This window comes from Novilysobacter selenitireducens (genome assembly GCF_020026895.1).
GTDB classification, from domain to species: domain Bacteria; phylum Pseudomonadota; class Gammaproteobacteria; order Xanthomonadales; family Xanthomonadaceae; genus Lysobacter_C; species Lysobacter_C selenitireducens.
This window is the reverse complement of record NZ_JAINZW010000002.1, coordinates 144,701-166,351: the sequence shown is the minus strand read 5'-3', so window position 1 is coordinate 166,351 and position 21,651 is coordinate 144,701. Positions and strand designations below refer to the sequence as shown.

At 69.2% G+C, this 21,651-nt stretch carries 16 protein-coding genes and 1 tRNA gene; 7 read left to right on the top strand and 10 right to left on the bottom strand.

The window, feature by feature from the left end; genetic code table 11:
• The first annotated feature begins 147 nt into the window (after positions 1 to 147).
• Positions 148 to 1,980, top strand: coding sequence for a sensor domain-containing diguanylate cyclase (locus K6753_RS04555; protein ID WP_223674997.1), 1,833 nt, complete (start codon positions 148 to 150; stop codon positions 1,978 to 1,980).
• Positions 1,981 to 2,065: 85 nt separating this feature from the next.
• On the opposite strand, the gene K6753_RS04550 is transcribed toward K6753_RS04555, so the two are convergent.
• The gene (locus K6753_RS04550; protein ID WP_223674996.1) at positions 2,066 to 3,961 is read right to left on the bottom strand and encodes an HAL/PAL/TAL family ammonia-lyase; all 1,896 of its coding nucleotides are present in this window, start codon (positions 3,959 to 3,961) and stop codon (positions 2,066 to 2,068) included.
• Positions 3,958 to 5,352 (bottom strand): histidine--tRNA ligase, encoded by a 1,395-nt coding sequence (gene hisS, locus K6753_RS04545; protein ID WP_223674995.1) that lies wholly within the window; start codon positions 5,350 to 5,352, stop codon positions 3,958 to 3,960. The genes K6753_RS04550 and hisS overlap by 4 nt, the downstream gene beginning before the upstream one ends.
• A 167-nt stretch (positions 5,353 to 5,519) precedes the next feature.
• On the opposite strand from hisS, the gene K6753_RS04540 reads away from it, so the two are divergent.
• Positions 5,520 to 5,596: transfer RNA gene (locus K6753_RS04540), tRNA-Pro, on the top strand.
• An 88-nt stretch (positions 5,597 to 5,684) separates the two neighbouring features.
• On the opposite strand, the gene K6753_RS04535 is transcribed toward K6753_RS04540, so the two are convergent.
• On the bottom strand, positions 5,685 to 5,891 hold the full coding sequence (locus K6753_RS04535) for a hypothetical protein (protein WP_223674994.1): 207 nt from the start codon (positions 5,889 to 5,891) through the stop codon (positions 5,685 to 5,687).
• Positions 5,892 to 6,158: 267 nt separating this feature from the next.
• On the opposite strand from K6753_RS04535, the gene pgaA reads away from it, so the two are divergent.
• The 4 genes from pgaA to pgaD are packed head-to-tail and all read left to right on the top strand — an operon-like array spanning position 6,159 to position 11,887.
• Complete coding sequence (gene pgaA, locus K6753_RS04530; protein ID WP_223674993.1) at positions 6,159 to 8,234, top strand: poly-beta-1,6 N-acetyl-D-glucosamine export porin PgaA; 2,076 nt, start codon at positions 6,159 to 6,161, stop codon at positions 8,232 to 8,234.
• Between the two features lies 1 nt (position 8,235).
• Positions 8,236 to 10,125, top strand: coding sequence for a poly-beta-1,6-N-acetyl-D-glucosamine N-deacetylase PgaB (pgaB, locus tag K6753_RS04525; RefSeq protein ID WP_425492063.1), 1,890 nt, complete (start codon positions 8,236 to 8,238; stop codon positions 10,123 to 10,125).
• A gap of 11 nt (positions 10,126 to 10,136) precedes the next feature.
• The gene (gene pgaC, locus K6753_RS04520; protein ID WP_223674992.1) at positions 10,137 to 11,393 is read left to right on the top strand and encodes a poly-beta-1,6-N-acetyl-D-glucosamine synthase; all 1,257 of its coding nucleotides are present in this window, start codon (positions 10,137 to 10,139) and stop codon (positions 11,391 to 11,393) included.
• Entirely contained in the window at positions 11,390 to 11,887 is a 498-nt protein-coding gene (gene pgaD / locus K6753_RS04515; RefSeq protein WP_223674991.1) for a poly-beta-1,6-N-acetyl-D-glucosamine biosynthesis protein PgaD, read from the top strand. Before pgaC ends, pgaD begins: the two co-directional genes overlap by 4 nt.
• A 16-nt stretch (positions 11,888 to 11,903) precedes the next feature.
• On the opposite strand, the gene argH is transcribed toward pgaD, so the two are convergent.
• The 7 genes from argH to K6753_RS04480 form a co-directional block, all read right to left on the bottom strand.
• Positions 11,904 to 13,196 carry an argininosuccinate lyase gene (gene argH, locus K6753_RS04510; protein WP_223674990.1) on the bottom strand — a complete coding sequence of 431 codons (1,293 nt, stop codon included), beginning with the start codon at positions 13,194 to 13,196 and terminating at the stop codon, positions 11,904 to 11,906.
• Between the two features lie 83 nt (positions 13,197 to 13,279).
• Positions 13,280 to 14,245, bottom strand: coding sequence for an N-acetyl-gamma-glutamyl-phosphate reductase (gene argC, locus K6753_RS04505; protein ID WP_223674989.1), 966 nt, complete (start codon positions 14,243 to 14,245; stop codon positions 13,280 to 13,282).
• The gene (locus K6753_RS04500) at positions 14,242 to 15,582 is read right to left on the bottom strand and encodes an acetylglutamate kinase (protein WP_223674988.1); all 1,341 of its coding nucleotides are present in this window, start codon (positions 15,580 to 15,582) and stop codon (positions 14,242 to 14,244) included. Before K6753_RS04500 ends, argC begins: the two co-directional genes overlap by 4 nt.
• Before the next feature lie 85 nt (positions 15,583 to 15,667).
• Positions 15,668 to 16,753 carry an acetylornithine deacetylase gene (locus K6753_RS04495; RefSeq protein ID WP_223674987.1) on the bottom strand — a complete coding sequence of 362 codons (1,086 nt, stop codon included), beginning with the start codon at positions 16,751 to 16,753 and terminating at the stop codon, positions 15,668 to 15,670.
• Between the two features lie 223 nt (positions 16,754 to 16,976).
• Complete coding sequence (locus tag K6753_RS04490; protein WP_223674986.1) at positions 16,977 to 18,176, bottom strand: argininosuccinate synthase; 1,200 nt, start codon at positions 18,174 to 18,176, stop codon at positions 16,977 to 16,979.
• 61 nt (positions 18,177 to 18,237) lie between these two features.
• Positions 18,238 to 19,269 carry an N-acetylornithine carbamoyltransferase gene (locus tag K6753_RS04485; RefSeq protein WP_223674985.1) on the bottom strand — a complete coding sequence of 344 codons (1,032 nt, stop codon included), beginning with the start codon at positions 19,267 to 19,269 and terminating at the stop codon, positions 18,238 to 18,240.
• A gap of 262 nt (positions 19,270 to 19,531) precedes the next feature.
• Positions 19,532 to 19,951 carry a hypothetical protein gene (locus tag K6753_RS04480; protein ID WP_223675705.1) on the bottom strand — a complete coding sequence of 140 codons (420 nt, stop codon included), beginning with the start codon at positions 19,949 to 19,951 and terminating at the stop codon, positions 19,532 to 19,534.
• Positions 19,952 to 20,118: 167 nt separating this feature from the next.
• On the opposite strand from K6753_RS04480, the gene cysS reads away from it, so the two are divergent.
• Entirely contained in the window at positions 20,119 to 21,486 is a 1,368-nt protein-coding gene (cysS, locus tag K6753_RS04475) for a cysteine--tRNA ligase (protein ID WP_223675704.1), read from the top strand.
• Positions 21,487 to 21,651 lie beyond the last annotated feature (165 nt).

The window sequence follows — 21,651 nt, the reverse complement described above, 5'->3', positions numbered from 1 at the left end:
CCAATGCCCGGCGCTCCTCCTTGCGCGCGGTAACGCCCACTTGGCCCCGGTCCCGCGGATACCACGTTCACGGCGTTAGACTTCCGACGCCCCGGCCCACTGGCCGGATGCGGGAACCGGGGAGCGGTTCCAAGCCGAGGAGCGTGGATGCCGGACTGGGCGTTTCGGATTGGACTGTGGCTGCTGCTGGCGACGGCGGGAGCGGCGAATGCGCAGGCCGCGCAGACACGGGGCCCGCTGGTGATCGACGCCGGGCAGTCGCAGCTGGCGCTGTCCCCGTACGTCGATTACCTGCACGACGTCGACGGCGACGCCGACCTTGATGCCGCGCGCGTCTGGCAGCAGGAGGGGCGGTTCCAACCGCTGCCCTCGGCCAGCGCGGCATTCGGCTTCCAGCCCGGCGCGTTCTGGTTCCATGCCCGGCTGGTCAACCTGCACCCGGGCGAGCCGCGCTGGCTGCTGGTGCAGGAGTACGCACTCAGCGATCGCGTCGATGTCTACATGCGTCGCGAAGACGGCACCGTGCAGCACCAGCGCGGCGGCGACCACGCACCGTTCAAGGTGCGCAGCATCCGCTACCGCCACCCCAACTTCGCACTCGACCTGCCCCCGGGCGACGCCGTGGACCTCTATGTGCGGGTGCAGAGCCAGAGTTCGATGCAGGTGCCGCTCAGCCTGTACACGCCCACTGCATTCACCGAAATGTCGCGCGACGCGCAGCTGGCGATCGGCCTGTACTACGGCATCCTGCTGGCGCTGTTCTTCTACAACCTGGTGCTGTGGCTGACGCTGCGCGACCCAAGCTACTTCTGGTACCTGTTCCACATCACCGCGTTCGGGCTGGTGTTGTTCACCCTCAACGGGCTGGGATTCGAATACCTGTGGCCGTCCTCTGCATGGCTGGCCGACAAGGCGGTGCCGCTGTCGATCTGCCTCGCGCTGATCGGCATGCAGCAGTTCGCGCGCACGTTCCTGGAGTTGCCCCAGCGCTGGCCCCGCGGCAACTGGGTGAGCCTGGGACTGATCACGTTCTTCGCGCTGCTGGGGCTGGCCTCGCTCGAACTGCCCTACCGCGTCTCCACCCCGATCGCGTCGCGTGCGGTGCTGGTCGGCGTGCTGTGGATCGCCGTGGCCAGCATCGTGGTACTGCGTCGCGGCTACCGCCCGGCGCGGCTGTTCCTGCTGGCTTGGGCGATGTTCCTGCTGGGCACCACGATGTTCACGCTGGTCGCGTTCGGCGTGCTGCCCAAGACGTTCTACACCGAGTACGGCGTGCAGATCGGTTCGGCGCTGGAGATGCTGCTGCTCTCGGTCGCCCTGGGCTACCGCTACGCCGCGCTGCGCAACGAAAACGAACGCATCGTGCGCGAGGCCAAGCTGCACCTGGAGCAGAAGGTGATGCAGCGCACCGGGGAGCTGCGCAGTGCGCTCGGCCAGCTGGAGAACGCCCACGCGCGACTGCGCGAGTCCAGCCAGCGCGACGGCCTGACCGGGCTGCACAACCGCACGCACTTCCGCGAACGCCTGCTCGAGATCCTCGAGCGCGGCGACCGCCCGGTGTCGTTGCTGATGATCGACCTGGACCACTTCAAGTCGATCAACGACCGCCACGGCCACCTGGTGGGCGACGACTGCCTGCGTTGGGCGGCCCGCACCATCGGGCAGACGCTGCGTCCGCACGAGGCGCTGCTGGCGAGGTTTGGTGGCGAGGAGTTCGTCGCCGCGCTGCCCGGCATGGGCGTGCACGACGCGGCACGCGTGGGCGAATCGTTGCGGCAGGCGCTGCACGCGCAACCGTGCACCAGCGGCCCCCACACGGTCCGCATATCGGCCAGCATCGGGGTCCACCAGTTACCAACTGGACACGGCGACGACGGAGACGACGCCATCGACCAGGCCCTGCAGCGGGCGGACGAAGCGCTCTATGCCGCCAAGGCGGGCGGACGCGATTGCGTGCGGATGGCGGGCGCGTTGGCTTGATCACGTAGCCCGGGTAAGCAAAGCGCACCCGGGATTTCCCATTCCACTCGCGCCCCGGGTGCGCTTCGCTTACCCGGGCTACGCCTTACACCGATCGCGCGGCGGCGATGATCTCGCCGCCCTTCACCAGTGCCACGGCCGTGGCAACCTCCGCATCCAGCGCCCGGTCCCGGCCGAGGAACGGGATCGCCTCGCGGATGCGCGCATGCGCGGCGGCCACGGCGCGGCCCGGCTGGAACTCCGGTGCCTGCGCCAACTCGGCGCGCAGGCCCTCGACCTCCTCCACGAACGCCTTTCGGCCGTCCGCGTCCAGGTCCGGCTCGGGCCCGCCCGCCACCTTGCGTGCCAAGACGACGGCGTCGCTGCGCCGCGACAGGTCGCGGGCGGCGTTGATCATGTCGCGCCGCAGGTCCAGCGCCTGCGCGGCCGTGTACAGCTCCAGCGCCAGCACCTTGCCCAGGTCATCGACCATCGACAGCACGTGGCGCGCCTCGTTGGCGCCCATCGAGACGTGGTCTTCGGCATTGGCGCTGGTCGGGATCGAGTACACCGAGGCCGGGTGCGCGCGGCTGGCCAGGTCGTTGACGATGGCCGCGGCGGTGTATTGCACGATCATGAAACCTGACTCGGTGGCGTCCTCGTTACCGATCAGGAAGCCTGGCAGGCCGTCGTTGGTCGCCGGGTCCACCAGCTTGTTGAGGCGGCGCTCGGAAATGCTGGCCAGCACCGGGATCGCCGCCTTGACGTAGCTCATCGCCAGCGCCAGCGGCATGCCGTGGAAATGGCCGGCGGAGATCACCTGCTGCTCGACGTGCTCGGCGTCGGCGTCCGGGAACACGATCGGGTTGTCGGTGAGCGAATTGAGCTCGACCTCCAGCACGCGCGCGGCCTGCGCGGCGGCGTCGCGCACTGCGCCGTGCACCTGCGGGATGCAGCGCAGCGAGTAGCTGTCCTGCGGCTGGTGCTTCTTGCCGCCACGGAACGGGCGGAAGCGCGTGTAGAACTTCTCGCGACCGTGGCGCTGGTCCAGCGGCACCCAGTCCCATCCGATGTCGAAACGCAGCGCCTGCGCCTCCGGCGTGTCCCAGCTGCGCGGCGCCCACGGGCGGAAACGCGGCACCAGGTGGTAGGGGATGTCGGCGAGAGTCGAGCCCTCCAGCAGTTGCCGCAGGTGCGCGGCCACCTCGACCTGGCCCGGGTGCGGGCGCAGCGCGTGCACCTCCGGCGCGAACGCGCCCAACCGGCCGGCAAAGGCGTCGATGGTCATGGCCGCGGCGAGGTCGGCGGTGTCCAGCAGTTCCTCAAGCTCATGCAGCGCCAGTACGCCACAGGCCAGCATCTGCGCGGTGCCGTTGTTGAGCGCCAGCCCTTCCTTGTACGACAGCGTCACCGGCGACAGCCCCGCACGCGAGAGTGCTTCGCCACCGGGCATGCGCTCGCCCTGGTAGAACGCCTCACCGCCGCCCAACAGTACGATGGCCAGGTGCGACAGCGGCGCGAGGTCGCCCGAGGCGCCCACCGAGCCCAGCTGCGGCACCACCGGCACGATGCCGGCGTTGAGCATCTCGGCCAGCGCCTGCAGCGTTTCCACGCGGATGCCGGAATGGCCGCGCATCAGCGTGTTGATGCGGATGCACAGCATCGCCCGCACCACGTCGGCGGCGAACGGCTCGCCGACGCACACCGCGTGGGTCTCGATCAGGTTGCGCTGCAATTCGGCGTGCAGCGTTTCGCCGCGGTGGGCTTCGCCGGGCAGCGCCTCGCGCTGGCGGCGGGCGCCCAGCAGCCGGTCGGCGTTGCTTCCGAAGCCGGTGGACACGCCGTAGATCGGCTCCTCGCGCCGCACCTGCTCGGCAAGGAACTCGGCGGCGCGCGCGACCGCCGGCAGTTGCGCTTCGTCTAGCTCGATCAGGGCGCCACGCGCCACCGCGACCAGCTGCGCCCGCGTCAGTGAGCGGCCATCGAGGCGAACCGGCCTCATGCCCGCGCCTCCACTTCCGCCTGCGCCAATTCGACGCGCAGCGCCTTGGCCAGCTCGTCGCGCGGCACGGTGAACTGGTCCTCGCGCCGCAGGTCCTTGACCGTCACCGTGCCCTGCGCGATCTCGTCCTCGCCCAGTACGGCGACGAAACGGATGCCGGCGCGGTCAGCGTACTTGAACTGCTTGCCCAGCTTGGACGCCTCCATCACCACCTCGGTATTGAGGCCACCCTGGCGCAGCTCGGCGGCCAGGGCCAGGCACTGCGGCAGGTGCGCCGCGTCCATCTGCGTCACCAGCACCTGCACCGAGCTGGCCGCGGTGTCGACCAGGCCGGCATCGCGCAGCTGCCAGAACAGGCGCGTCAGTCCGATCGAGATGCCGACGCCCGGCAGCTTCGACTTTGTGTAGTGGCTGGCCAGGTCGTCGTAGCGACCACCCGAGCACACCGACCCGATCTGGGGGTAGTCGTCCAGCGTCGTCTCGTAGACGGTGCCGGTGTAGTAGTCCAGCCCGCGGGCGATGGAGAAGTTGAGCGCATAGTGGGATTCGGGCACGCCGAGTGCGCGCACCAGCTCCAGCACCTCGCGCAGTTCCTCGACGCCGGCACGGACCGCGTCGTTGGGCGTCCCCAGCGCGTCCAACTGCGCCAGCGCATCGGCATGCGACGTCGAACGCACCTCCACGAACGCCAGGATCCGCTCGACGGCCTTGGCCGACAGCCCGAAGCCCTCGCCCACCAGCGTCTCGCGCACGTAGTCGGCGCCGCGCTTGTCCAGCTTGTCGACCTCGCGCAGCACCCGCGCCTGCAGCTCCGCGTCGCCCACGCCCTGCGCCTCGAAGAAGCCGCGCATCAGCTTGCGGTTGTTGAGCTGGATGGTGAACTTGCCGATGTCCAGTTCGGAGAACACCGCGAAGATCACCGCCGGGAACTCGGCGTCGTGGCGGACGCTCAGGCTGTCCTTGCCGACCACGTCGATGTCGCACTGGTAGAACTCGCGGAAGCGACCGCGCTGGGCGCGTTCGCCGCGGTAGACGCGCTGCATCTGGTAGCGCCGGAACGGGAACGCGAGGTCGTGCTCGTGCTCGGCCACATACCGCGCCAGCGGCACGGTGAGGTCGAAGCGCAACGCCAGTTCCGGCATGCCGCCCTCGCCACCCTCGCTGCCGGACTTGGCCAGCGCGCCGGTGGACTGCACGAAGTACACCTGCCGCTCGGTCTCGCCGCCGGATTTGGTCAGCAGGACCTCCGACAGCTCCATGACCGGGGTTTCTACCGGCAGGAAGCCGAAGCGCTCGAAGTGGCGCCGGATCGTGTCGAGCATGCGCTGGAAGGCGATCTGGTCACGGGGCAGCAGCTCCATGACCCCGGGCGGGGTACGCGGCTTGATCAAGCGGAACTCCAGGTGTGGCGGGCCTGCGGCACGGGCCGCAGGCGGGGTTCGATGAGCCGCACAGTTTAGCCGCAGCCGGCCGCCCTGCCCGCCGCCTTGCTCACTGCAGGCATACGGGGCTATTGCGTCGCCCCCGACCGACTCGTTAGAATTCGCGGCTCTGCCGTCGGGGTGTAGCTCAGCCTGGTAGAGCGCTACGTTCGGGACGTAGAAGTCGCAGGTTCAAATCCTGTCTCCCCGACCAATAAGTTGGCCCGCCCAACTGGCAGTGGAAAAAAAAACCGGCCTTGCGCCGGTTTTTTTGTGCCCGCGGGCTTTGTCGGCGCGGACGGCTAGAGCCGCCCGTCGACCTCCACGCCCTCCAGCGCCGACTTGGCGTCGTAGATGACCGAGTGCGGCTTGGTCCACCGGCGCAGGTCGCCCCGCCCCGCCTCGGAGGCGAACCCGGCGTGCGGCACCGCCAGCACCACATAGCCCAGGCCGACCACGCCGATGCGGGTGTCTTCAAGGTCGGGGTGCGGCTGCGCGGAAATGGGCATGGGATGGTGAGGTGGAGAGAGGTGGAGACCGGAGGCGCAGTCTATCCGCCTGAACCGGGTCAGGTCCGCCCTGCTCCTCGTGTCCCTCCCGTCACGCTTCCGACGTTATTACTAGCGCACGAAACGTGACACGCTTCACACTAATAAAGTCTGTGCAGACGTGCCGGCGCACCCATGGGGTGCCTGCACTTGTTGCCAGACCGTTGTCGTTGTCTACAGGGGGAGTTCGTGGGACACACTGCACTGCGCTTATGCGCAGGCTTGGCATTGGCCCAAGCCTGCGTGATCGGGCTGGCCCGCGGGAACGAACCCGCCACCCCGCCCTCGCCTGACACCCCCCGTCTTTCGGCCTCCGCCCTGTCCACGATGTCGCGTGGCGAGGCGATGGTGGAGGCTTGGCGGCTCCGCGACGAAGGCCGCTGGCTGGAAACCCTGGCGATCTGCGAGGCGTTGCTGCAGCGCGACCCCGCCGACGACGACGCCTACCGCCTCAGGGTGCTGGCCCTGGCTGACCTGGGCGCCTCGCACCGCGCATGGGAGCTGTACCAGGCCCGGCCGCACCTGTTTGAACCCGTGATCGCCCGCCGCCTGCAGGCGGACCGCGTGGCACGGATGATCGTCTGGGGCGGCCTGCATCCGGTTTCCCCGGAATCGCGCCTGGTCGAAATGCAGGCCGCACAGGCCGCGCTGGCCGGACTGACCGCCAAGCTCGCCGCCACCGACGATGCCGCCGTCTCGCGCCAGCGCATGGCCAACGACGAACTCATCGCTCTGAACACGCTGGGGCAGCACGAGGCGGTCAGCGAGCGGTATCGGCAGGTCGTCGCCGACGGTGGCGAGCTGCCTGCATACGTGGGCGCGGCGGTCGGCGACTCGCTGCTGTCGGCGCGCCACCCCGAGCTGGCCGTGGACGCGCTGGAAGCCACGTTGCGGGACGATCCCGAAGCCCACGAGGCCCGGATCCTGCTGGTCTACGCCTATGTCGAAAGCGAACGCTTCGACGATGCCTACGCGCTGATGGAATCGCTGCAGGCCAGCGAAGCGCCGTGGCTGACCCGCGCCGGCGCCCGGCAGGAATATCCCAACTGGCGCCGTTACGACGTCGACGTGACGCGGGTGCTGGTCGATTCCTTCGCGCACGCCCTCGCCGACGCGCAGCGCCGGGCGGAATCGCTGGTGTCGGTCGGCGCGATGAACGCGCACCTGCACCAGACCCTGGGGTCGGTGTATCTCCAGCGTGGCTGGGGCGAGCGCGGGCTGGAGCGTCACCGCGTGGCGAAGACCCTCGATCCGGACGATGCCGCGCCCCGCGTCGGCGAGGTACAGGCATTACTGGACCTGGACCGGACAGCCGAAGCTCGTCGCCTGCTGGCGGAGCTCATCGCGCTGCACCCCGAAAACCTCCATGCACAGCGCGCACAGCAGCGTTGGGAGCGCCGCCAGGGCTGGCAGGTCAATTACGAATCCGCGTGGGGCCGCAACACCGACGACGGGACCGCGGACACCGCCGTGGCGTCTCCCCTCGGCTCGCGCGATTCACGCCACGAACTGCGCGTCGCGTCGCCGCTCTTCAACGACCGTTGGCGGCTGACCGCGCATGTGCTTGAAGCCAACGCGGACTTCGAGGGCGAGCGCGTCCACCACCGGCTGTTCGGCGCCGGCCTGTCGTACGTGCATGACCGCCTGCAGTGGGGCCTGGAAGCCGCCGTGCCCACCGACGACTACGACGACGGCACCACGGTGGGCACCTGGGGGCAATGGCGCTTCAGCGACGTACTCGCCGGCCGGGCGTCGGTCTATCTCAACGAACCGCTGGCATCGCTGCAGGCGCGGCGCGCGGGAATTTCGGCCGACGCGGCCCGCGTGCGGCTCGACTACACGCCCACCGAGTTCACCACCGTGCAGGCGGGCCTGGAGCACCTGCGCTACGAGGACGGCAATCGCCGCGACTCCGCATCCGTGCTGTTCGACCAGCGTCTGACGAGCCGCCCGCACTTCCTGCTCAATGGATTCGGCGGCGTGCAGGCCGGGCGCGGCTCGCGCGAGGACGCGCCGTACTTCAATCCGACGCGCGACGCATCACTGGAATTGGGCCTGCGGGCCGACCACATCGCTTGGCGCCGCTACGACCGCCACTTCCGCCACCGGCTTGCCGTGTCGGCGGTCAACTACTGGCAGGAAGGCTTCGGCGCCGAGTGGTACCCGCAGGTGCGCTACGAACACGAATGGCAACTGGCTGCCGGCCGGCAGATCGGCTACGGCGTCGGCTACGCGCGCCCGGTGTACGACGGCGTGCGCGAGGACCGGGTCAGCTTCGACCTGCGCGTGGCATGGGGGGAATGACATGAGCCGCATCACGACACGAATCCGCGCCCGTGCCGTCGCGCTGGCATTGCTGGGCCTGCTGCTGTGGACCCCGGCATCAATGGCCGCGCCGCCGTCGGAGCTTCTGGTCATCAGCTACCACGACATCCGCGACGACGTGGACGCCAGCGGCGACCCCGACGCGTATGCCACCAGTACGCACAACTTCGCCGCCCATCTGGACTGGCTGTCCGGCCACGGCTACACGCCCGTCGATCTGGACCGGATCGTCGCCGCCCAGCGCGGCGGACCGCCGCTCCCGCCCAAGGCCGTGCTGCTGACGTTCGACGATGGCCTGCGCAGCCATTACACGCATGCCTATCCGCTGCTGCAGGCATACGGCTACCCGGCGCTGATGGCGGTCGTTACCGACTGGGTCGACCTCGCCCCGCAGCGCACCGTGGATTACGGCCCGCGCGCGTTCGACCGGGACGACTTCATGACCTGGGCGCAGCTGCGCGAGATGCAGGCCTCGGGCCTGGTGGAAGTCGCATCCCACAGCCATGACCTGCACCGGGGCGTGCTGGCCAACCCGCAGGGCAACCTGACGCCCGCGGCCATCACCCGGATCTTCGATCCAACCAGTGCGCGTTACGAATCTGAAGCGGTGTACCGCGAGCGCCTGCGGGCCGACCTCTTGCGCAGCATCGAGGCCATTGCCGGCAATACCGCGGCACGACCCCGCGCCATCGTCTGGCCGTACGCCGCCTACAGCGACGAAGCCAACCGTGTCGCCGACGACCTGGGGCTGGAAGTCTCGTTCGACCTCGAAGGCCTGGCCCGCCCGCTCGTCGACCTGCACGGGCTGTCGCGCCTGCTGCTGGTGGACAACCCCGACGTGGTGGAGTTCGCACGCGAGCTGCGGCGCGACGAGGAACGCCTCGCCATGCGCGCGATCCAGGTTGACCTGGACTACGTCTACGACCCCGACCCGGCGCAGCTGGAACGCAACCTGGACACGCTCATCGAGCGCATCCGCGGCCTGGGCCCGACGCATGTGTTCCTGCAGGCCTTTGCCGACCCGGATGGCAATGGTTCGGCCGACGCGCTGTATTTCCCGAACCGCCACCTGCCGGTGCGTGCCGACCTCTACAACCGCGTCGCCTGGCAGCTGCGCACGCGCGCCGGCACCAAGGTGCTGGCGTGGTTGCCGGTGCTGGGCTACGAGCCGACCGACGCCGCCTTCGCCGAGCAGATGCGCATTCGCGACGAACCCGGTGCCGAAGGCGAGGTCTACCGCCTGGACCCGTCGGACCCGCGCGTGCTGGCCTACGTGGGCGACATCTACGAAGACCTCGCAGTGGCCAGCTATATCGAAGGCCTGCTGTTCCACGACGATGCCTACCTGCGCGATGGCGACCTCGGGGCCGGCAGCGCCGACGAGCCGACCGAACGCACGCAGCTTCTGGTCGACTTCAGTCTTGCGCTGGCGGCCCGTGCCGAGCGCTGGCGGCCCAAGCTGGTCACCGTGCGCAACCTGTACGCGCGCCCGGTGCTGCAGCCCGGTAGCGAAGCCTGGTTCGGCCAGCGGCTGGACGCATTCCTCGACGCCTACGACTACACCGCATTGATGGCGATGCCGTGGATGGAAGGCGCGGCCGATCCCGATCGCTGGCTGCTGGACCTGGTCGCCGCGGTCGATCGCCACCCCGACGGACTGGCGCGCACGGTGTTCGAACTGCAGACGGTGGACTGGCGCACGCAAACCCCGATCCCGGGTGAGCGGCTGCAGTCCCAGATGCGCGCCATGCAGGCAGCCGGCGTGAGGCACCTGGGCTACTACCCGGACGACTTCGTGCGCGACCTGCCCGCCTTCGAACCGACCCGCGCGGCGATCAGCTCGCGCAGCTTCCCCTACCCACCCCGCTGAGAGGCCGTGACATGACTACGCCAGTGGGACTGTTGGACGTCCTCTTCCAGTTCGCCTTCTACTACCCGATCACCATGTCGTTCCTGTGGATGATCGGCGGCCTGTACTACTTCTTCCGCCGCGAGCGCGGAACGCCGCTGCGCGACGACCCGCCGCGGATGAAGGCCTATCCGATGGCGAGCCTGTTGGTCCCCTGCCACAACGAGGAGGACAACGTCGCCGAGACCATCGCCGCACTGGACGCCCAGGTGTACCCGGACTTCGAGATCATCGCCATCAACGATGGCAGCAGCGACGGCACCGGTGCCGCACTCGATGCCCTCGCCCGCCAATACCCGCGCCTGCGCGTGCTGCACCTGGCAAGCAACCAGGGCAAGGCCAACGCCTTGCGGATGGGCACGCTGGCGGCACGCAGCGAGTACCTGGTGTGCGTGGACGGCGACGCCCTGCTGGACGAGTACGCCACGCACTGGATGATGTGGCACCTGACCAGCGGGCCGCGCGTCGGTGCCGTGACCGGCAACCCGCGGGTACGCAACCGCTCCACGCTGCTGGGCCGGCTGCAGGTCGGCGAGTTCAGCTCGATCATCGGCATGATCAAGCGCGCGCAGCGCGTCTACGGCCGGCTGTTCACCGTGTCCGGCGTGATCTGCGCCTTCCGCCGCACGGCGCTGCACAGCGTCGGCTACTGGTCCGACGACATGGTCACCGAGGACATCGACATCAGCTGGCGCCTGCAGATCGCGCACTGGGACATCCGCTACGAGCCCAACGCGATGTGCTTCATCCTCATGCCAGAAACCCTGCGTGGCCTGTGGAACCAACGGCTGCGCTGGGCCAAGGGTGGCGTGGAGGTGGCGCTGCGGCACGGGACGGACCTGTTCAACTGGCGCCGCCGCCGAATGTGGGGCGTGCTGGCCGAGTACAGCCTCAGCGTCGTCTGGGCCTACGTGATGCTGTCCATCATGGTGTTGTGGCTGCTCGGCAAGTTCGTCGCGCTGCCGGAGCACCTGACCGTGGACACCCTGCTGCCGCGCTGGCACGGCATGGTGCTGGGCGTCGTATGCCTGCTGCAGTTCGCCATCAGCCTGCTGATCGACCGCCGTTACGAGCCCCGCATAGGACGCAACTACTACTGGATGGTCTGGTACCCGGCCGCCTACTGGCTGCTGGCGCTCTTCACTACCGTGGCCGCCCTGCCGATGACCCTGCTGCAACGGCGCAACCGGCGTGCCGTCTGGACCAGCCCCGACCGAGGCCTGCGATGAACAGCCAAGTCCTGATCTACTCCCCGCAGAACCAGTCCAACGTGCAGCGTGGCCTGTACGGCACTATCACTTTGTTGGCGTGGGCGGTTTACTTCTACCTGATCCTGCCCTTGGTTACCCTGCTGCTGTGGTGGCTCGGGCTTCGTGGCAGCTACGTGCAGCTCTGGCTGCCCGAGGCGGGCTTCGACCGCACGCTGGCGCTAACGCTGCCCCTGCTGGCGGTGGCATGCGCGCTGCTGCTGATCGGCTGGGCGGAGATCAACCGGCTCCGCTTCCAGAACCGCGAGCGCCGCTCGCACGTGGGTGACACGACCCCGGACGAGATCGCCGACGCCCTCGGCGCCTCGCACCTGTTTGCCGACCGCCTGCGTGGCGCGCGCGTGGCGACGCTGACACTGGACGAACAGGCCGGATTGAGCGGCATCACGGTGGCCTCCGAACTCGCGACGCAAGGGCCGGCACCGAGGCCCTCGCGTGCGCCTGCGTTGACCTGACGGACCGGCGCGCGCGCTATTTCGAAAGCGACGCGAGGCGTGCGCCGAGCACGTCCAGCTGCAGATCGCCCGCCGCGCCCGGTGACACGCGCGCGCCCAGGCTGGCTTCGGGGTCGCCCTGCTCCCATCGGGCAGGGTCGGCGGCCTGCACGTAGGCATCGCGGAACGGCACGCCCTGCCGCGCCATGTCCACTGCAAGGTCGGTGGCATACATCGACGCGTCCAGCGCGGCGCGCATCGCGTCGGGCTTCCACTCCAGGTTGCGCAGCAGGTCCGGCAGCAGCTCCAGCGCGCCGAGTCCGCGACCGAAGGCATGGAAGATCGCGCCCTTGGAGAATTGCAGGTCGCGGTGGTAGCCCGACGGCAGCGACAGCAGCTGCTCGATCTCGGTGCGCGCCGCGGCCACGGCCGCGTAGCTCGCGCGCATCAGCTCGATGACGTCCGGATTGCGCTTGTTGGGCATGATCGAACTGCCGGTGGTGTACTGCGCCGGCAGCGCGACGAAGCCGAACTCGGCGCTGGTGAACAGGCTCAGGTCCCACGCCAGCCGGCGCAGGTCGAGCACCGCCGAGCCGAGCGCCTCGATGGCCGCCAGCTCGAACTTGCCGCGCGAAAGCTGCGCGTAGGTCGCGGCCACCTGCATCCGGCCGAAGCCGAGCGCCTGCGTGGTGTGGTCACGGTCCAGCGGCAGGTTGACGCCGTAACCGGCGGCGCTGCCCAGCGGGTTGGCATCGACCCAGGCCAGCGTGTCGCGGGCGCGCACGGCGTTGTCGATGAACCCCTCGGCCCACGCCGCCCACCACATGCCGCAGGACGACACCACGGCGCGCTGCAGGTGGGTATAGCCCGGCAGCGGCAGCATCGCCTCGGCGTCGGCCCGCGCAAGGGCGACCTCCGCGACCTCCCGGCACAGCGCCTGGACCCGTGCCAACCGGTCCTTCAGCCACAGCCGCGTGGCGACCAGCACCTGGTCGTTGCGGCTGCGGCCGGTGTGGATCCGGCGTCCGGCATCGCCCAAACGCTCGACCAGCCGCGCTTCGATGGCCGAGTGGCCATCCTCGAAGCGCGCATCGAGTACGAAGCGGCCGGCGGCGAAGTCGTCGGCGAGCGCATCGAGTTCGCGTTCGATGCCGGCCAGCTCGTCTGGGGAAAGGATGCCGATGCGCTGCAGGCCTTGCGCGTGCGCCCGGCTGGCCTGGATGTCGAAGGCGAAGAATTCGCGGTCCAGCACCACGTCGTCACCGGCGCAGAACTGCTGGATGCGTTCGTCGATGCGAACGCCGGGCTTCTGCCAGAGGAGGTCGGTCATGAGTTGCGCCTGGTTGACTCTGTAGGAGCGGCTTCAGCCGCGATCACCGGTCGCCGAAGGAGCGCTCGCGGCTGAAACCGCTCCTACAGCGTTGATAGGGGAATGCCTTCGAACTCGTCGAGTCCAAAGGCGAGGTTGAGGTTCTGCAGCGCCTGCGTGGCCGCTCCCTTGAGCAGGTTGTCGAGCGTGGATACCGCGACCAGCCGACGACCGTCATCCGAGAGCGTGAAACCTCCAATCTCGGCATGGTGCCGACCGGCGATACGGCTGACCCAGGGCGCGTCTTCGAGCACGCGTACCAGGGGCTCCCGGCCGTATCGGTCCCGGTAGCGCTCGAGCACTTCGTCGATCCGGAATGCTCGCGCCAGGTGCAGGTTGGCGGTAATCGTCAGCCCGCGGAAGTGTGGCGCCACGTGCGGCATGAACTCGACCGGGTGCTCCAGGTGGCGCGTGACTTCGCGCTCGTGCACATGGCCCGCCAACGCGTACGGCATCAGGTTGTCGCGCAGCAGCTCGGGATTGCTCTTGTCGGACGGCGACGTGCCAGCGCCGGACCATCCGGACACGCCGAAGCACTGCACCGGGCCGTCCAGCTCGTCGAGCATGGGCGCGATGGCCAGCTGCATCGCCGTGGCGTAGCAGCCGGGGTTGCTGATGCGCCGCGCACCCTGCCCCGCTGCGCGGGTGAGCTCGGGTAGGCCGTAGTGCCAGGTGTCATCGAACCGGTAGTCGGCCGACAGGTCGACGATGACGGGGTTCGCCTCGCTGGCGTCGAACGCCGCCACCGCCCTGCCTGCATGCCCGTTGGGCAGCGCCAGCACGACGGCGTCGGCCTGCAGGGTCGGCAGTGCCTCCAGCGCGGGCGCGCTGTAACGCAAACCGCCGCGGTGCCCCGGATGGTGGTCGGCGACGGCCTGGCCCTCCAGTTCGCGCGAGGACACGTACGCCAGCTCGAACCGCGGATGGGCATCGATCAATGCAATCAGTTCGGCGCCCACGTAGCCGCGGGCACCGACCAGGCCGACAGTGATGGCAGGGTCGCTGCTCACGGCACGGCCTCCAGCAACGTCGGCACGCGGTCGCGGCAGTGCGCCACGCAGCGTTCGATCGCGGCGAAGTCCTCCAACCCGATCCAGAACGCATTCCAGCGCGCCTGCCGCACGTGGCCGTCGGCCTCGGCGTAATAGAACGCGTTGACCGGGTTGCCATGGCGGGAGCGCCAGAACAGGCGGTCGTTCTCCTCGCGCATCATCTGCCACACCGCGCGGCCCAGGCCTTCGCCCTGCGCGTCGTCCAGCACCGCGAACTTGTCCAGGTAGATGCCCGCGTCCTCGCGCGTGAGGATCACCGCGGCGCGGTAGTTCTCGCTGACATAGGCGCGGTGCAGCGCGGTGCGCTCGAAGTAGTCCGGCGCCAGCGTCTTGCCGAAGGCCGACCCGATCAGCGACTTGAGTCGCGGCAGGTCCAGCGACGCCCAGTCGCCGGCCTGCAACACGCGCTCGCCGCGCCGCACCAGCGTGCCCGAGCCCTTGTGGGTGAACAGTTCCTTGGCCAGCTCCGACGGCCGCGTGATCGACACCGAGGACGACAGCGGCAGCCGGTCCAGCAACTGCTTCACCTGTTCGATCTTCACGCGCATGCCGCCGTTGATCCACGGCTGCGCCATCAGGTGGTCGTACTCGGTGGACAGGTTGATCGAGTCGATGACCCGGCCCTCCCCGTCCAGCAACCCGCCGGTGCCGGTGAGGAATACGATCTTGTACGGCTGCAGCACCTGTACGAGCTCGTTGGCGGCGAAGTCGGCGTTGATGTTGAGGATCTGGCCACCGGCGGTCTCGCCGAGGCTGGCGATCACCGGGATCGACCCGGCCTGCAGGCTCGCCTGGATCGGCGCCAGCTCCACGCGGGCGACCTGCCCGACCAGGCCAAGCCGGTCGCGATCGACGTAGTCCGCCTCGAACACGCCGGACACAATCGACGTGGCGCGCGCGTCCGCCGCCTGCAGCGCTTCCACCAGCCGCAGGTTCTCGGCGTGGGCCACGCGGCGCACCACCGCCAGCGCTTCGGGCGAGGTCACGCGCAGGCCGTCGACGGTCCGCTTCTCGATCCCGGCGTCCGCCATCGCCGCGTCCAGCTGCGGGCCGGCGCCGTGGATCACGATGGGCGTCAGGCCGACGTCCTGCAGGAATGCCAGCGACGACGTCAGCGCTTCGAGGTCGTCGCGCAACACCGCGCCACCGACCTTGACCACCGCGAAGCGCGCGGCGTCCAGCTGCGAGAAACGCTTGAGGTACTGGCTGATCTCCTTGGCACTGGCCATCGATGACAGCAGCCGGACGATGGTCTGGCGCGTCTGCGGGTCGTGCGGGGCGGGCGTGGCGTTCATTCGTGGCGTTGCTTTCCGCTGGGAGCGGCTTCAGCCGCGATGAAAGGTGCCGGAGTGCATTCGCGGCCGAAGCCGCTCCTGCAGGTCAGGTGGCGAGGATGCGCTTGACCGAGTGGGCGTAGCGTTCGAGCTGCTCCAGCGCCACCCATTCGTCGGCGGTGTGCGCCTGGGCGATTTCACCGGGGCCGTAGACAATGGCCGTCATGCCCGCGGCCGAGAACAGCGAGGCCTCGGTCCAGAAGTCCACCGCGTTTCCGATCGGCAGGTCCAGTGCCTCGGCCAGGTCGCGCGCCTCCAGGCGACGGTCCTCGGCGGTGGCGATGTCGCCCGACGGCAGCGACGGGCCCCGGAAGGTTTCCTCGTAACGCTCCACCGCGCCCGCCTCGACCAGGGTGCCGAAACGCTCGTGCAGCGTGTCGATCGACATGGATGGCAGCGGGCGGAACCCGAAGCGGACCTGCGCGCTGGGCGCGATCATGTTGGCCTTGATGCCGCCTTCGACCTTGCCGATGTTGAAGCGCAGGCCGGTGAGCCCGCCGAAGCGCTGGTGCGACTCGGCCTCGACCAGGTCCAGCGCGCGGTTGCCCCAGCGCATGGCCTGGTGCAACGCGCTGGCCTGCATCGCGTTGGCGCCGGACGCGTGGCCGGCGACACCCCGGAAGTGCATCAGCACCGAGCTGATGCCGCGGTGTGCCAGCACGGCCTCGCAGTTGGTCGGCTCGGCCACGACCGCTTCGGTGAAGCCGTGGTCGCTGGCGAGGAACGCCCCGATGCAGCGCGCGTCGTTGGCCTCCTCGTCGGTGGAGAACAGGAAGGCGGCATCGCCCGTGGTTTCCGCTGCGGCGGCCAGCAGACCCGCCGCAGCGCCCTTGATGTCGCAGGCGCCCAGGCCGATGACCCGGTCCCCGGTGACGCGCAGGCGATGCGGGCTGGCGGTCCACGCCGGCGAGTCCGGCACGGTATCCAGGTGCACGTTGAACACGCGCCGCGGCGCGCCACGCACGGCCAGCATCGACACCGCGCCGTCGCCGTGGTCGGTGACCTCGACGCGGAAGCCCGGCAGTTGTGCGCGCAGGTAGTCGAACATGCCGCCCGTGCCGATCGCGCGCGGCGGGTTGCGCGTATCGAACGACACGAGTGCTTCGAGGTGGCGGAGGGTTTCAGACAGCATGTCGATGACCGGGATCCTGTAGGAGCGGCTTCAGCCGCGAGCGGTTCTTGAATTCAGTTCCTTGTAGGAGCGACGTCAGTCGCGACCGGATGGTCGGTGCGACCGTGTCATCGCGACTCACATCGCTCCTACACCCGAGCAATGTCCGAAGGACGACGCAGACGTGATTCACACCATGACGCGGCGTGCGCATCGCGGCTGAAGCCGCTCCTACAGGACAGGGTCAGGTGCGGTTGACCTCGGCCCACAGCGTGCTGCTCATCCCGAACAGCTTGATGAAACCCTCGGCCTCGGCCACGCCCCAGTCCGCCGCCTGCGCGTAGGTCGCGCCCTTGGCGTTGAGGATGTGGGGCGACTCGATTGCCACCGCGCCGACGCTGCCGCCGTGCGTTTCCAGCACGACCTCGCCGTTGACGGCGCCCTGGCTGGACGCCAGGAACGCCTCGAGGTCGGTCTTGAGCGGATCGTGGAAGAAGCCTTCGTAGACCAGCTCGACCCACTTGCGCGCGACGTCCGGCTTGAAGCGGTTCTGCAGCTTGCTCAGCACCGCCTCCTCCAGCGCGCGGTGCGCAGTCAGCAGCGCGGCCAGGCCCGGTGCCTCGAAGATGATCCGTCCCTTCAGGCCGATGGTGGTGTCGCCGGTGTACAGGCCGCGACCGACGCCGTACCGCGCGAACAACCCGTTGAGCCTGGCCAGCAGGTCGTGCCCGGCCATGCGCTCGCCATCCAGCGACACCGCCTCGCCCTTCTCGAAGGCGATGCGCACGCGCAGCGGCTCGGCGGGCCACTCGGCGCGCGGCTTGCACCAGCCCACCGCGCCCTCGCCGGGCGCCTGCCAGCGGTCGATCTCACCGCCGGACATCGTCAGGCCCAGCAGGTTCTCGTTGATGGTGTAGGCCTGCTGCTTGGCCCGCACGCCAAAGCCGCGGTCCTCTAGGTACTTCTGCTCGTACGCGCGGACTTCGGTGTGCTCCTTCTGGATCTCGCGGATCGGCGCCACGATCTCGTAATCGCCCAACGCCTTCACCGCCAGGTCGAAGCGCACCTGGTCGTTGCCCATGCCGGTGCAGCCGTGGGCGATGGCACGCGTGCCCAGCTCGGCGCAGCGCTTGAGCGCGGCTTCGACGATCAGGTAGCGGTCCGACACCAGCAGCGGGTACTGGCCCTGGTAACCCTCGCCCGCCCACACGAACGGTTTGACGAAGCCTTCCCAGATGGCCGGTCCTCCGTCGACGGTGACGTGCGAGGCCACGCCCAGTTCGGCGGCGCGGCCCTCGATGAAGTCACGCTCCTCGGCGTCGACGCCGCCCGTGTCGGCGAACACTGTATGGACGCTCCAGCCGCGCTCCTGCAGGTAAGGCACGCAGAAGCTGGTGTCGAGGCCGCCGGAGAAGGCGAGAACGATGTCGCGGTTCGTGGTCATGGGACTTCCGGTTCGATTCGTTGGCAACCGCCCGGCATGGGGCGGCATGGAATGGGTAGGTCTATCGGCCGATGAGCGCCGCCATCACCGCCTTCTGCACGTGTAGCCGGTTCTCAGCCTCGTCGATGGCGATGCAGCTGGGCGAGTCCATCACCGCGTCGGTCGCCTTGACGTTGCGGCGCAGCGGCAGGCAATGGCTGAAGACGGCGTTGTTGGTCAACGCCATCTTCGCCTCGTCCACGATGAAGTGCGTGTAGCGGTCGCGGATGGGCTTTTCCGGCGCCCAGTTGCCGAAGTACGGCAGCGCGCCCCAGCTCTTGGCGTACACCACGTCGGCGCCGGCATAGGCGCTTTGGATGTCATGGCTGACCGCAAGCGATCCGCCGCTCTCGGCGACGTTGGCCTCGGCCCAGCCCATGTAGCGCTCGTCGAGCACGTACTCCGGCGTCGGGCACAGCAGGGTCACGTCCATGCCCAGGCGCGTGGCGATCGTCAGTGCGGAGTTGGCCACCGCCGTGTTGAGTGGCTTGGGGTGGTAGGTCCAGGTCAGGACGTACTTCTTGCCGCGCAGGTCGGTGGTGCCGAAGTGCTCCTGCAGCGCCAGCGCATGCGCCAGCTCCTGGCAGGGGTGGGTGATGGTCTCCATGTTGATCACCGGCACCGGCGAGTACCGCGCGAAGCTCTCAAGCACGCGGTCCTGGCGGTCGATCGACCAGTCGACGAACTTCGGGAACGCGCGCACGCCGATCAGGTCGACGTACCGGCCCAGCACGCGCGCCACTTCGGCGATGTGCTCCTCGGTGTCGCCGTCCATCACCGTGCCCAGGTCGAACTCGATCGGCCACGCGTCCTTGCCGGGCTGCAGCACCACCGCATGCCCGCCCAGCTGGAACGCACCGAGCTCGAAGCTGGTGCGCGTGCGCATGGACGGGTTGAAGAACACCAGCGCAATCGACTTGCCTTTCAGCGCGTCGCCGAGCTTCTCGCGCTTGAAGCGCGCAGCGTCGGCCAGCAGCGCGTCGAGGTTGGTGCGCGACCAGTCCTGGGTGTTGAGGAAGTGCCGGGGTGTTGCAAGCCGAGGGGTGGAAGTCATGGGGAGTCCATCGGTGGGGGCGATGGCCGGGCTTTCCCTAGAACGAAGAAACCCGGCGCGGAGGCCGGGTTCGTCGTAAGACGCGGACGCGTGGAGCGCCGTTACCCAGCCTGGTTGGGGGGCAACGGTCGGCGCGCGCGCGAGGTCATGCCCGCCGCCATCCAGGCGGAGGTGATGACGTCGGCGTCGGCGCGGGTCTGGGTCATGAGGGGGCGAATGCTCGCACGCGACCGCAGGGCGCGCAAGCGGCGCACACGGGCGGTCACTGGACGGGGGTTCCCGCGATCGCCGGGGTCACCGACACCCGGATACGCAGGCGGTTGCCCGGGTCGTCGGGCAGGCGCGAGCGGTACTTGGCGCCCTTGTAGGCGTAGTCCACGTCGTAGGCGATCGGCCGGCGGAACTCGCGTTCGACGGGCACGGACCGGCACGCCGGATCGGAGCCGGGACTGGACTGCTCGCGCCCCAGCGCATCGCGCACCGCATCGACCACCCGCGACAGGCGCGAATCGCCGCCACCATCGGCACGCGGCGACTGGTCGCACTGCTCTTCCATCCGCGTGGCGGTGAGGGTCTGGTACACGGGGGTCACGCGCAGCACGTGCGCGTAGTCGTAGCGCACGTTCTCGGTCTGGATGACGGTGTTCTGCTGGGCCACCGACGGCGCGGCGGCAAGGGACATCAGCAGGGTGGTCGTCAGGAGAAGGCGGCGCATCGGGCTCTTGGCTCGGGCAAGTCCGGGAATTGTAGGTGCAACAGGGGCTTGCGGACTGAATCGTGCCTGTCATGGCAGCTGGCACGGGGCCATCGGCGGCTAGAATGGCCGGCCGTCCCGCCGCCGCCGTGCCCATGAGCCTGCACCTGTTCAACAGCCTGACCCGCCGGGTCGAACCGTTCCAGCCGGCCGACCCCGCGCGCACGACGATGTATGTCTGCGGGCCGACGGTCTACAACTACGTGCACATCGGCAACGCGCGCGGCCCGGTCGTGTTCGGCGTGCTGGCCGACCTGCTGCGCCGACGTTTCGGCGCGCTGGCCTACGCGCGCAACATCACCGACGTCGACGACAAGATCAACGCCGCTGCGCGCGAGGCCGGCGTGCCGATCGGCGATATCACCGGCCGCTTCGCGCAGGCCTACCGCGAGGACATGGCCGCGCTGGGCGTGGCGCCGCCGGACCTGGAGCCCGAAGCCACCGCGCACATCGGGCCGATCACCACGATGATCGAGCGGCTGATCGACTCGGGCCACGCCTACGCCGCCGAGGGGCACGTGCTGTTCTCGGTCGGCAGCTTCGACGGCTACGGCAAGCTGTCGCGCCGCGACACCGACGAAATGCTGGCCGGCGCGCGCGTGGACGTGGCGCCGTACAAGCGCGACCCCGGCGACTTCGTGCTGTGGAAGCCGTCCACCGACGACCTGCCCGGCTGGGACTCGCCGTGGGGCCGCGGCCGGCCGGGTTGGCACATCGAGTGCTCGGCCATGGCCGCCGCGCACCTGGGCGAGACCATCGACATCCACGCCGGCGGCGTGGACCTGCAGTTCCCGCACCACGAGAACGAGATCGCGCAGAGCGAGTGCGCGCACGGCGGCAAGCCGTTCGCGCGCTTCTGGCTGCACAACGGCATGCTCAACTTCGGCGGCGCCAAGATGAGCAAGTCACTGGGAAACATCGAGAAGGTCCACGACCTGGTACGCGCGCACCCGCCCGAAGCCCTGCGCTACGCGCTGCTGTCGGCGCACTACCGCCAGCCACTGGACTGGTCGGACGGCCTGATCGAGCAGAGCGTGCGCACCCTGGACCGGCTTTACGGCACCCTGCGCGACCTCGCGGATGTGGACGCCGCGCCAGCGATTCCGTCCGCCATCGATACCGCGCTGGACGACGACCTCAACACGCCGCAGGCACTGGCCGAGGTCGCGCGGATCGCCGGCGAGGCGCGCAAGGCGACGTCGATGGACGAGCGCACGCGGTTGAAATCGGAACTGCTCGGCGCGGGCCTTGCGTTGGGGCTGCTGCAGCAGGACCCGGCTGCGTGGTTCTCGCGCGGTGCGGGGAGCGATGACGATGCCCGCATCCAGGCGTTGATCGATGAACGCATCGCCGCCAAGCAGGCGCGCGACTTCGCCCGCGCCGACGCGATCCGCGACCAGCTCGCCGCCGAGGGCGTCCTGCTGGAAGACACGCCGCAGGGCGTGCGGTGGAAGCGGGGCTGATCTCCCGATTCGCTGGTTATCCCCCTCCCCTGCTTGCAGGGGGTGAGGAGGGCTGACTGCGAGCCATTGGCTCGCAGCCCCACGAACGACCGCCGGCTATGCCGGCGGGCCGGAGGGGTTGGGGAGGGGTGGTTTCCTAACGACGCAGTTCAAAGCACCCCCTCC